This window comes from Promicromonospora sp. NPDC023805 (assembly GCF_040639635.1).
Lineage (GTDB): Bacteria > Actinomycetota > Actinomycetes > Actinomycetales > Cellulomonadaceae > Promicromonospora.
Genome location: NZ_JBFAAH010000003.1, coordinates 192,370 through 204,400, shown reverse-complemented (window position 1 = coordinate 204,400; position 12,031 = coordinate 192,370). Strand labels below are relative to the sequence as shown.

At 70.9% G+C, this 12,031-nt stretch carries 9 protein-coding genes; 4 read left to right on the top strand and 5 right to left on the bottom strand.

Annotation, left to right across the window (positions count from 1 at the left end):
* Positions 1-63 precede the first annotated feature (63 nt).
* Together AB0F70_RS05720 and AB0F70_RS05715 are read left to right on the top strand one after the other, a co-directional pair.
* The gene (locus AB0F70_RS05720; protein WP_357444485.1) at positions 64-2,382 is read left to right on the top strand and encodes a substrate-binding domain-containing protein; all 2,319 of its coding nucleotides are present in this window, start codon (positions 64-66) and stop codon (positions 2,380-2,382) included.
* 168 nt (positions 2,383-2,550) lie between these two features.
* Entirely contained in the window at positions 2,551-3,972 is a 1,422-nt protein-coding gene (locus tag AB0F70_RS05715; protein ID WP_357444482.1) for a ricin-type beta-trefoil lectin domain protein, read from the top strand.
* An 84-nt stretch (positions 3,973-4,056) separates the two neighbouring features.
* Here the strand turns inward: AB0F70_RS05715 and purD are convergent, their stop codons facing one another.
* From purD to AB0F70_RS05700, 3 genes are all read right to left on the bottom strand, one after another.
* Complete coding sequence (gene purD / locus AB0F70_RS05710) at positions 4,057-5,343, bottom strand: phosphoribosylamine--glycine ligase (RefSeq protein ID WP_357444479.1); 1,287 nt, start codon at positions 5,341-5,343, stop codon at positions 4,057-4,059.
* Positions 5,344-5,374: 31 nt separating this feature from the next.
* Positions 5,375-6,667, bottom strand: a complete 1,293-nt coding sequence (locus tag AB0F70_RS05705) for an adenylosuccinate synthase (RefSeq protein WP_357444476.1) — start codon at positions 6,665-6,667, stop codon at positions 5,375-5,377.
* A gap of 75 nt (positions 6,668-6,742) precedes the next feature.
* Positions 6,743-7,186: a DUF3151 domain-containing protein gene (locus AB0F70_RS05700; RefSeq protein ID WP_357444473.1), complete on the bottom strand. Its 444-nt coding sequence runs from the start codon at positions 7,184-7,186 to the stop codon at positions 6,743-6,745.
* A 140-nt stretch (positions 7,187-7,326) separates the two neighbouring features.
* Here AB0F70_RS05700 and AB0F70_RS05695 point away from each other — a divergent pair, with 140 nt between their 5' ends.
* A complete protein-coding gene (locus tag AB0F70_RS05695; protein WP_357444470.1) occupies positions 7,327-7,731 on the top strand; it encodes an STAS domain-containing protein in 405 nt (134 codons plus the stop codon).
* A 101-nt stretch (positions 7,732-7,832) separates the two neighbouring features.
* Here the strand turns inward: AB0F70_RS05695 and AB0F70_RS05690 are convergent, their stop codons facing one another.
* Entirely contained in the window at positions 7,833-10,187 is a 2,355-nt protein-coding gene (locus tag AB0F70_RS05690) for a SpoIIE family protein phosphatase (RefSeq protein ID WP_357444467.1), read from the bottom strand.
* 258 nt (positions 10,188-10,445) lie between these two features.
* Here AB0F70_RS05690 and AB0F70_RS05685 point away from each other — a divergent pair, with 258 nt between their 5' ends.
* Entirely contained in the window at positions 10,446-10,904 is a 459-nt protein-coding gene (locus AB0F70_RS05685; protein WP_357444464.1) for an STAS domain-containing protein, read from the top strand.
* 93 nt (positions 10,905-10,997) lie between these two features.
* Here AB0F70_RS05685 and fbaA read toward each other — a convergent pair whose 3' ends face one another.
* Complete coding sequence (gene fbaA / locus AB0F70_RS05680; protein WP_357444461.1) at positions 10,998-12,017, bottom strand: class II fructose-bisphosphate aldolase; 1,020 nt, start codon at positions 12,015-12,017, stop codon at positions 10,998-11,000.
* Between the last annotated feature and the right edge of the window lie 14 nt (positions 12,018-12,031).

The window sequence follows — 12,031 nt, the reverse complement described above, 5'->3', positions numbered from 1 at the left end:
AACCACGTAGCATGCACCCTCGGGTGAATTTTGCACAACGTCAACGAAGACGGGTGTATTTGCATGTTTATCGGAAAGCGCAGGTATGTGATCGGGGTGCTGTCCCCGGTGGTCGGCGGTTACTACTTCGGCCGGGTGCTCGCTGGGATCGCGCGCACCGTCCGTCCGGACGGGCACCGCGTGGTCGCGGTGCAGACCTACCCGGCAGACCTGGAACGCGAGCAGTTCCCGGACCGGCCACCGGGCACTGCCTCCGTGAGCCTCGGGCAGGTCGACGGCGTCATAGTCATCACCTCGGCGGTGAACGAGGCGACGCTGCTCCGGATAGAGGCGGACGGCACGCCGGTCGTGCTGATCAGCGGGCGCACCACCAGCATCGACGCCCCGGTGGTGACCCCGGACAACGAGGGCGGCACACGCGCCGCCGTCGAACATCTCATCGCGCACGGGCACCGGCAGATCGGCTTCCTCGGCAGCCTGCGGCAGGCCGACATCGTCCAACGCCACGAGGCCTACCTCGCCACGCTGCTCGCGCACGGCATCACGCCCCGGCCCGAGTGGCTCTACCGCACCGCCGACAACCAGGAGGCGAGCGCCGCCACCGTCGCGCAGGCGGTCGTGGGCGGCCCGGGGCTGCCGACGACGGCGACGTTCGCCGCGACGGACCGCAACGCGATCGGTTTCTCCCGCGCACTGCTCGCCCAGGGCCTGTCGCTCCCGGGTGACCAGGCGATCGTCGGGTTCGACCATTCCGAGGCCGGCGCGCGCGTGCGGCCCCGGCTCGCGTCGGTGGACCCGCACCACGACCAGGTCGGGGAGCTCGCCGTCTCGCTGCTGCTCGCCCGGATCCGGGGCGAGCGCGTAGTGGGCCAGCACCTGTCGCGCTCGACTCTCGTGACGCGCGAGTCGTGCGGCTGTCTCGACGCGCGTACGGGCACGCTCGGCGAAGGGCTGCCCGCGCAGGAGGGCTCGACGGCGTGGCGGCGGCTCGGCGAGGTGGCACGCGCGACCTTCGACGGGGCGGAAGCCCGTCTCGGGCCCGGCGCCGACCTCGACTCGTGGCTGCGCGGCGTGCAGCGTGTGTTCCGCAGCGCGGCAGCCCTGGGCCAGCCACCCACGCAGGCCACGCTCACCAGCCTCGCCGAGAGCACACGTGCGCTGCGGCCCCACCCCGAGGCGATCGAGCAGCTCATCCCCGCGCTGCGGTCGGTAGAGGAGGAGTTCCGCCAGCAGGTCAGACGGGGTGAGGTGCCGACGGTCCCCGGCGAGCGGCCGAGCGCCGCCGGTGGGAGCGGCGCCGCTGGGAGCGCCGCCGGCGGGAGCGGCGACCCCGCGCCGAAGGCGCCCCGCGCCCCCAGCCGTGCCGCCCGCGCCCGCGCGGTCACGCAGACCGGCACCGACGTGCTCGTCGCCTTCAGCGCCGGGTGCACGCAGACCCTGCTGGCCCGGTCCGGCCGGCTCGAACGCACGATCACCGACCAGTACGAGCTCGACCTCGACCTGCTGCACGCCGACGGCCGGGCGATCCGCGCGCTCACCTGGCTCCCGCGCGGGCATCCTGGCCCCGCCACGCTCGCCCTGTGGACAAGCTCCGAGGGTGCGCCGGCACCCGGCTCGTCGCCCGCCTCCGGCCCGGTGAACGGGGCACGGACGCTCGAGATCGTCGGCACCACCGCGGCGTCCCGCAAGGCGACCGCCCTGGTGGGCACGCACGTGCCGGTGAGCAAGTTCCCGCCGCCCGCGCTGGCCGGCGAGGGCGTGGTGTTCGTCGTGCCGGTGACATTCGACCAGAGCGACTGGGGAATGCTCGCGATCGGCGGCGGCGTCGACATCCATGCCACCAGCTCCCGCGACAAGTACGACCACTGGGCGGCGATGGTCGCCGTCGCGCTGGACCGGGAGGACCGCCTCACCTCGCTGCAGCGGCAGCAGGCGGCGCTCGCGGAGGCCGCGTACCGGGAGCGGGCGCTCGTGCTCGACCTGCGCACGGAGGTCGAGCGCAGCGCCCTCGTCCAGGACGTGGCGCTGGAGGGCACCTGGGACTGGGACATCGCGACCGGCCAGGTCTTCTACTCCCGCACCTGGCGTGCCCTGGTCGGCCTGCCCGACGACGCCGCGTGCACCGGCATCGAGGAGTGGACCGGGCGGGTGCACCCCCAGGACGTGCGGACCGTCCAGACGGCCATCGCCCGGCAGCTCGCCGGAGCCGCAGAGCCGCTCGACCTGGAGCACCGGCTGCTCGCCGCCGACGGCCGCGAGATGTGGGTACGCTGCCGCGCCACCACCGTCACCGACGACGCAGGCGTCCGCGCGCGCATGATCGGCGTCCTCATGGACGTCACGGGCATGCCGGCGCGAGAACGCCGGGGGGTGACGCGCTAGGGCCGCACGACCCGCAGAACCGCCGCGCAAGGGAATCGGGAGGACGCACGATCTTGCGCAACTGCGGATCGACGTGCGATGTTTGCGCCAACATAGGCAGCGGGCCGGCACAGCCGCCTCGAGGCCTCGGACGGCGGCGCAGCGAAGCGCCCCCAGATCGGAGTCCCCATGACACGAGCAATCCGGACCGGCGCCCTCGCGACCGCCGGCCTCCTCATAGCTGCGGTGGCGGTGGTTCCCGTTGCCGCCGTCGCCGCCCCCTCGGTCGGTCCGTCCGGCACCAGCGAGTTCCGCGGGGTCAACTGGGCGGACCCGCGCGACAACTACGCGGACGACGAGGTAGTGCCCTCCGGCCTGAGCACGGAGGACGACTACGACACGACCTACGACAAGGCGACCGACATCCTCCTCGAGTTCCGGCACGAGACGCGCGCCAACACGGTGCGGCTGCCGATCAACACCTCGAGCGTCGGCACCGAGTGGTGGGACTCGTACCAGGGCGCCATCGACTCCGCCACGGACCACGGGTTCAAGGTCATCCTCAGCTACTGGGAGGCCGACAACGCCAAGGACGGTCTGGCCGACGACCCCGCCGCCTTCGACGCGATGTGGGACACGGTCGTGGCGGAGTACCGGCGCAACCCGAAGGTGTACTTCGAGCCCATGAACGAGCCGTTCGGTTACACCCTCGACGCGTGGGTGGACCTGACCGCCGGGTGGCTGGACGACCACGACGACGTGCCCCGCCGTCGCGTGATCATCTCGGGGACCGGCTACAACGACGACGTCACCGGTGTCGGCGCGGCCAGGGAGCTGAAGGGGACGCTGCTCTCGCTGCACTTCTACGGCTTCTGGGCCGACCACACGACCGAGGACGAGTGGAAGGCGAACCTGCTCCCCCGCCTCGGCGAGTACGGGTGGCGCACGGTCGTCAGCGAGGCCGGCTCACCGATGACGACAGGCCTCAACTACGGCAACCACGAGGGCGACGTCTACACCTCGTACCTCGGCGCGCTGACCGAGGTCGCACGGGACCAGGGAATCGGGATCGTCTACTGGCCCGGCCTTCGGACGGGCGACGCCTACACGCTGACGGAGGTCGTCGGCGACGGCGACCTCGAGGTCACCAACGCCTCGGGGCTGGCCCAGATCCAGTGGGGCTGGCGACTGCTCAAGAAGGAGGCCCTGAACGACCTGCCGCCCGCACCGCCGGGTGAGCCGCTCGTCAGCGTCCAGCACGACGTGTGCGTCGACGTGCCTGGCTTCTCGACGACGGCGGGCACGCAGCTCGGCCTGTGGAACTGCAACGGCGGCGGCAACCAGTCGTTCGACTGGACCGCGGACCGGCAGCTCACGGTCTACGGCGACATGTGCGTCGCGCCGAGCGGCGCACTCGCCGCCGGTGGCAAGCTCGTCATCGCCGACTGCACGGGTACGCCCGAGCAGCAGTGGGAGCTCAACGCCGACGCGACGATCAGCAGCGTCGTCGACCCGACCCTGTGCTTCGCCACCCCGGCGGACTCCTGGGATCTCGCGCTCGCGAGCTGTGACGCCGCGGCCGCCACCCAGCAGTGGCGGCGCACGGCGTAGCGGAGCCTGACGCGGGTGGCTGCGCCGGACCTCCGGCGCGGCCGCCCACGCGGACCAGCGACCCTGCTACGACCAGCGGTCCTGCTACGGAACCGTGATCTCGCCGCGCTCCGCCTTCAGCGCGATGTCTGTGCGGTGGTGCGAGCCCTTGAGGTCGATCTTCGCGACACCCTCGTAGGCCCGGCGCCGGGCGTCCGCCAGGTCGGTGCCAAGGGCCACGACGGACAGCACGCGGCCGCCGGCGCTGACCAGCTCGTCGGTCTCGGAGAGGCCGGTACCGGCGTGCAGCACGTGCACGCCGGGGAGCGCCTCGGCGTCCTCGATGCCCGTGATCGGGTCACCCGACCGGGCGCGCTCGGGATAACCCTCGGACGCGACGACGACCGTCACCGAGGCCTCCCGGCGCCAGCGGAGCGGCTCCAGCTCGGCGAGCTTGCCGAGGGCCGCCGCGAGCATGACCTCCGAGAGCGGCGTCAGGAGCCGGGCCAGCACGGACTGGGTCTCCGGGTCGCCGAAGCGCGCGTTGAACTCGACCACGCGCGTGCCCCGGCTGGTGAGCGCGAGCCCTACGTACAGGACGCCGGAGAACGGCGTGCCGCGCCGTGCCATCTCGTCGACGGTCGGCTGGGCGACGCGCGCCATCACCTCGTCCACGAGGCCCCGCGGCGCCCAGTCCAGCGGGCTGTAGGCCCCCATGCCGCCGGTGTTGGGACCTTCGTCCTCGTTCCCGACCCGCTTGAAGTCCTGCGCGGGGACCAGGGGGACCACCTTCGCGCCGTCGGACACGCAGAACAGGGAGACCTCGGGTCCGTCGAGGTACTCCTCGACCACCACGGTGCCCCCGCCCGCGAGGCACGCCTCGCCGTGGGCCAGCGCGGCGGCACGGCCGTCGGTGACCACTACGCCCTTGCCCGCCGCCAGGCCGTCGTCCTTGACCACGTAGGGGGCGCCGAAGGCGTCGAGCGCGGCGGCGAGCTCCGTGGCGTCCGTGCAGACGTGCGCCATGGCGGTCGGCACACCGGCGGCGGCCATGACCTCCTTGGCGAACGACTTGGAGCCCTCGAGCCGTGCGGCCTCGCCGGACGGCCCGAACACCGGGATGCCGGCCGCCCGGACGGAGTCCGCGACACCCGCCACCAGTGGCGCCTCGGGGCCGACGACGACCAGCTCCGCACCCACCTGCTCGGCGAGCGCCGCCACGGCCGCCCCGTCCAGCGGGTCGACCTCGTGGAGCGTGGCCAGCCCGGCGATACCCGGGTTGCCGGGCGCCGCGTGCAGCTCATGGGCTGCGGACCCGGACGCGGTCTCCCGGTGCAGGGAGTGGATGATGGCGTGCTCGCGGGCACCGGTCCCGATGACGAGGATCTTCACTGTGCAGAGGGCTCTCTTGGTGGGTGCGGACTCAGCGGCTGTGGATGAGGTCGTGCACGGGGATGATCTCGTCACGCTTGGGGCCGACGCCGATAGCGGAGATCCGGGTACCCGACATCTCCTCGAGCGCCTTCACGTAGGCCTGGGCGTTCGGCGGCAGGTCCTCGAAGGCACGGGCCTTGGAGATGTCCTCCCACCAGCCGTCGAACTCCTCGTAGATCGGCTTCGCGTGGTGGAACGCCGTCTGGTCGGTGGGCATATCGGAGTAGCGGACGCCGTCGACGTCGTACGCCACGCAGACGGGCACCTTCTCCATGCCGGTGAGCACGTCGAGCTTGGTGAGCACGATGTCGGTGAGCCCGTTGATGCGGGTCGCGTAGCGCGCGATGACGGCGTCGTACCACCCGGTGCGGCGCGCGCGGCCCGTGGTGACGCCGTACTCGCCGCCGGTCTTGCGGAGGAACTCGCCCTTGTCGTCGAACAGCTCAGTGGGGAACGGGCCCTCGCCGACGCGCGTCGTGTAGGCCTTGATGACGCCGATCACGGAGTCGATCCGGGTGGGCCCGACGCCGGAGCCGGTGACCGCGCCGCCCGCCGTCGCGCTGGACGACGTGACGAACGGGTAGGTGCCGTGGTCGATGTCGAGCATCGTCGCCTGGCCGGCCTCGAACAGCACGTTCTTGCCGGCGTCGAGCGCCTTGTTCAGCTCGACCGCGGTGTCCGTGACCATCGGCCGGAGCCGCTCGGCGTACTGGAGCAGCTCGTCGAGCGTCTCGTCGACGGTGATGGCGCGCCGGTTGTAGATCTTCACCATCAGGTGGTTCTTCTGGTCGAGCGAGCCCTCGATCTTGGCGCGCAGGATCTTCTCGTCGAACAGGTCCCACATGCGGATGCCGACGCGGTTGATCTTGTCGGCGTACGCCGGACCGATCCCCCGGCCGGTGGTACCGATGCGGCGCTTGCCGAGGAACCGCTCGGTCACCTTGTCGATGGTGCGGTGGTACGGGGCGATGATGTGCGCGCTGCCGGACACGAGCAGCCTGGACACGTCCACACCGCGCGCGATCAGCGCGTCGAGCTCCTGGAACAGGACCTCGATGTCGACCACCACGCCGTTGGCGATGACCGGCACGACACCCGGCGACAGGATCCCGGACGGCAGGAGGTGCAGCGCATACTTCTCGTCGTCGATGACGACCGTGTGCCCCGCGTTGTTCCCACCGTTGAACTTGACCACGTAATCGACGCGGGAGCCCAGGAGGTCCGTCGCCTTTCCCTTGCCCTCATCGCCCCACTGGGCCCCGACGAGCACGACGCCTGGCATGGATCTCCACCTTCTCGGATTGCTCGGGTTGCCCGCGTCGTGCGCCACGATGGCGCCCGCGGGCCGCGCCCGAGTCTACTTCGTAGCGGACGTGAGGGCGCGTACCTCGTCCACGGACGTGCCGGAGTCGACCAGGAACTTCGCGCAGCGCTCCGCCTCGCCCTCCTCGCCGATGCGGTGGGCCGCCTCGGAGAGCGCGAGAAGCGCGCGGAGAAAGCCCTGGTTGGGCACGTGGCTCGCCGGGACCGGGCCCTGCCCGCGCCAGCCGGCGCGACGCAGCACGTCGAGGCCGCGGTGGTAGCCCGTCCGGGCGTAGGCATAGGCCTCGACGTCGCCGGAGGCGCTGCCCGTCGCGAGCGCGCGCTCCGCGAGGACCGCCCAGACGAGGGACGACGCCGGGGCCTCCGCTGCCACGTCCACCGGGTCGTCGCCGCCGGTCAGGCGCTCACGGGCGGCCGGGAAGTCGTCGGGAAGCAGGGTGGGGGCCGGGCCCTGCAGGAGATTGTCGTGGGTGCTCATGCTCAGATCCTCACACTTCCGGACCCTGCTGGGGCGCAGATGGACAAACCGGGCCGCACCGGATTGCCCCGGCAGCCGCGGAGACGGTGAATTTTGCCTTTCATCCGGTGCGATCGGGCAACAGTCGTTACGCTCGACACATGATCGAGATCGCGACGTCTCCCACGACGACGACGCTCGTGATCGCCGGCGACCTCGACCTCGCCGAACGAGACCAGTTCCCGGAGATCGCAGCGCGCGTCGTCGGCCTGCGCCGACAGCTGCTCGTGATCGACATGTGCCGGGTCACGTTCATGGACTCGACAGGCGCCGCGTTCCTCATCTCGCTGGCTGACGCCGGCCGTAAGCGGGGCGGCGCCACGGTGATCCGCGGGGCCGACGAGCGCGACCTGTTCGTGCTCGAGGTGTGCGGGGCGATGGAGCTCTTCCGCATCGACGACGAGCACTCGTGCGAGCCCTCTGCTCCCGACTCGGGTTTCGCGGTGATGACCTCGCGGGACGACGACAGCTCCCCGTTATCCCATCGCGACGTGTCCACCGCATAAAACGTTATCCACCTCGGTGGGTCCGCGAAGTAGAGCGCCTGGCCGAGTCTCCCTCGTGTCACCAAGGGAGACTCGGACAGGCGCTCTACTTCGCGGACCTTCTACTTCGGCGGGGTGGGCTGGCGGCGGAGCTTCGCCCAGACCAGCTTGCCGCTGCCCGACGGGCGCCAGCCCCACTCGGCCAGCCGGTCCACGATCTGCATGCCGAACCCGCCCAGGCGGTTCGGGTGCCCGTCGGTCGCCACGGGCGGCGCCGGGTTGTTGTCCTCGACCTCGATCCGCAGGCCGTCGCCCGTGTCGTACAGGCGCAGCGCGATGTGCCCCCAGCCGTGCAGCACGCCGTTGGCCACCAGCTCCGACACGACGAGCTCGGCCTGCGCCGACTCCTCGATGCCCCACGCCTGGCACGTCCGCAGGACGGCGTGCCGGGCCCGGCCGATCGAGGACGGCTCGCTCGGCAGCATCCAGCGCCGCCACCGCGGTGACAGGGCAGTCTCCCCCGCGTCGCCGGTCGGGTCGGGGATCCGCACCACGACTATCGCGACGTCGTCCTCCGGCGCGTCGGCCAGGCGGGAGAGCAGCTCCTCGCCCACGCCAGCGGCGTCGCGCGCCGTGATGGCCGACGCCGTCTCCAGCAGCGCCTCGAGGCCCAGCCGCAGGGACCGGTCGCGCCGTTCGATCAGGCCGTCCGTGTAGAACAGCAGCGTGTCGCCGGGCTGGAGGCGCGCCTCGCCCGTCGTCCGCTCGCGGGACCCGAAGCCGACGAGCGCGCCACCGCCTTCGTCCAGCTTGATCACCTGCCCAGCACGCAGCAGGAGGGGCGGCAGGTGCCCCGCACGCGAGTAGCCGATGGTCCAGACGTCCGGCTCGTCCTCGCGCTTCAGAGAGGCGTACACCATGCTTGCCGAGCGCGGTATGCCCATGCCCGCCACGAGCTGGTCGACGCGTTCGAGCACGCGGCTCGGCGTCGACAGCTCGAACGCGTACGACCGCACCACGGAACGCAGCTGGCCCATGGTGGCGGCCGCCTCGACGTCGTGCCCGACGACGTCGCCGATCACCAGGCCCACGAGCTCCGGCGAGATCTGCAGCACGTCGTACCAGTCGCCGCCCACCTGCGCGTGCTCCGCGTTCGGGGCGTAGTAGGTCCACACGTCCAGCCCTGCGACGTCCGCCTGCTCGGGGAGCATGGCGCGCTGCAGGGTCTCGGCGAGGCGGTGCTCACGCGCGTACATGCGGGCGTTGTCGATGGCGCTGCCCGCGCGGCGGGCCACGACCTCCACCACGGTACGCAGCGTGTCCGGCTCGTCGGCATCGACGTAGTCGCCGGGCTCGTCCTCGTCCGGGACGATCACCACCAGCCCGAGCACGTCCCGGCGCCCGGCGACGGGGTGCACCACCACCGAGTCGGGTGCCTTGCCGAGCTCGTCGGCGAGGCGCAGCGTGAGGTCGCGCTGCAGCCAGCCCGACGCCGAGTGCGGCGCGTGCGGGATGTCGAGGTGCAGCATGACGGGTCCGTCGAGCACGCCGTCGAGCACGTCCTGCACCGAGTCCACCACCTCGAGGATGGGCATGGGACCGGTGGTCACGGAGTCCCCGAGGGCGTCGACGGACGGGCGGCGGCGCAGGGACTTGTCCGCGATGTTGTCGCCCTCGATGTACCGCGCGTGCCGGCGTCCGCGGCCGCTGGGAGGCGCCGCGACGTCGATGCCCGCTGCGTACTTGAGGCCGTCGTCGTTCACGTAGAAGCCCGCCCAGCGCACCATCGACTGGAGCAGCTCCGCGATGTCGCGCAGGGCGTACGGGTACTCGAGGTCGGTGAGGATCTCGGTGGTCTGCGCGATGAGGTCGAGGTCCTCGCGCTGCTGTCGCTCGACCTCGAGGCTCGCGAGCTGGGCCGCGTGCCGCTCCATGTGGTCGGAGACGTCGACGCTGAACCCGATCCAGTGGGTGATGCGGTCGCTGTGGCCCGCGCGGGCAGGCGTGAGCGTCAGCTGGGCCCAGCCGTGCGTGCCGCCACGCAGGTGGGACTTCACCGTCGCGTGCACCTCCTGGCCCGCGTTCACCAGCTCGGTCATGCGCTCGAGGTCCTGCGGCTCGACGAGCATCTCGCCGAGGCGACGCACCGTGTACCCGGCGAAGTCGCTGAACCGCACGCCCGCGTAGTGCTCGAAGGCGTTGTTCGCCCACAGCATCGGCATGCCGTCCTCGGTGGGCCCGGTCAGGAAGACGGGGATACCCACGTTGACCGCGGCGCGCAGGACCACGTCGCCGACCGACGGCGGCAGGGTGCGCGGGATGCCGGTGCTCGGTGCGTGCCGGCGCGGCTCCGCACCGGACGTCCGGTAGGCGCCGAACGGTGGGTTCGACGGGATGTTCGGGGGCACGCTCGCGGCGGCAGGAGTCGCGGGCAGGCCGGCGTCGAAGCCGTTTCCGTCAGACGTTCCGTTCGACACGCCGTTGGTTCTACCGTTCGTTGTCCCGTCCTGAGTCGGACCGAGGCCGAATACGGAAAGGCCGGGGTGCCGCGGCGGCGGAGAGGACGGTGTTAGACCGGATGAATCGGTCAAAATGCCCTCCCAACGGTATCTCTTGCTCGAGGTGCTGTTCCAGCAGGACATTCAACCGTAGATTGGGACGGTCCGAGATCTGAACCTCAACCTCTATCATCGGACCGACACAGCGCCACGACCACTGCTCCCGGAAGGAGAACCGTGCAGGACGGAACTTACGACCCCCCGCGCGGTCCGCAGGGCGGGAGCCCCCAGGACCCCGGCCACAAGACCCCCGAGATCGGCGACCCCGCCAGTATCCACGTCATCGTGGGTCGCTCGCGTGCGCGGATCGTCCTCTCCGGGGAGATCGACGCCGATATCGGCGGCGATCTGCACGAGGCCACTGCAGCGGCCGAGGAGTCACGACTCCCGGTCGAGATCGACGCGCACCACGTGACCTTCATGGACTCGTCAGGCGTCGCGTTCCTCGCGCGTCTCGCGAGCCGCAGCCCGCACCGGGTACGCGTGCTGCGCGCACCGCCGACGGTGCGCTTCCTGCTGGAGGTCACCCGGATCGGCGACCTCCTCGACATCGTTGACGAGGACCCGGGCTTCGAGCTGGACGACGACGGCCCGTCATCGGGCGGCGCCCCCACTCCGGCGGGCGTGGGCGGCTGACGCCTACCGGGGTGATCGGTAAAAGGTCAGGTGATCGGTAGTTCGAACTACCGATCACCTGACCTTTTACCGATCACCCTAGCGGGCAACCGATCACATCTTGTGGCCGGCCGAACGGAGCTGCTGGCAGGCCTCGATGATACGAGCGGCCATGCCGGCCTCCGCCGCCTTGCCCCATGCGCGCGGGTCGTAGGCCTTCTTGTTGCCGACCTCGCCGTCGATCTTCAGGACGCCGTCGTAGTTCTTGAACATGTGCTCGACGACAGGGCGCGTGTACGCGTACTGCGTGTCGGTGTCGATGTTCATCTTGATGACGCCGTTGTCGACGGCCGCGGAGATCTCCTCCGCCGTCGAACCCGAACCACCGTGGAACACGAGGTCGAACGGGTTCTCCTTGCCGATCTCCGCGCCGACGGCCTTCTGGATGTCGAGCAGGATCTCCGGGCGGAGCTTGACGGCACCCGGCTTGTACACGCCGTGCACGTTGCCGAACGTGAGGGCCGTCAGGTAGCGGCCCTTCTCGCCCGAGCCGAGCGCCTTGACCGTGGCCAGGCCGTCCTCGACGGTCGTGTACAGCTTGTCGTTGATCTCGGCCATGTGGCCGTCCTCCTCGCCACCCACGACGCCGATCTCGATCTCGAGGATCGTGCGCGCGGCCTGCGACAGCTCGAGCAGCTCGGCCGCGATCACGAGGTTCTCCTCGATCGGCACGGTGGAACCGTCGAACATGTGCGACTGGAACGTCGGCAGGCCGCCGTTCTTGACCTGCTCCGCCTCGATCGCGAGCAGCGGCTTGACCCAGGAGTCGAGCTTGTCGGCAGTGCAGTGGTCCGTGTGGATGGCGATGTTGACGCCGTAGCCCTTGGCGACCTCGGTCGCGTAGGCCGCGAGCGCGAGCGAGCCCGAGACGCGGTCCTTCACCGTCGAGCCCGACGCGTACTCGCCGCCGCCCACGGAGACCTGGATGATGCCGTCGGACTCCGCCTCGGCAAAGCCCTGAAGTGCGGCAGTGATGGTCTGCGACGAGGTGATGTTGACGGCGGGGTAGGCGAACTTGCCGGCCTTCGCCCGGTCGATCATCTCGGCGTAGACCTCAGGGGTTGCGATGGGCATCTGCGAAACTCCAA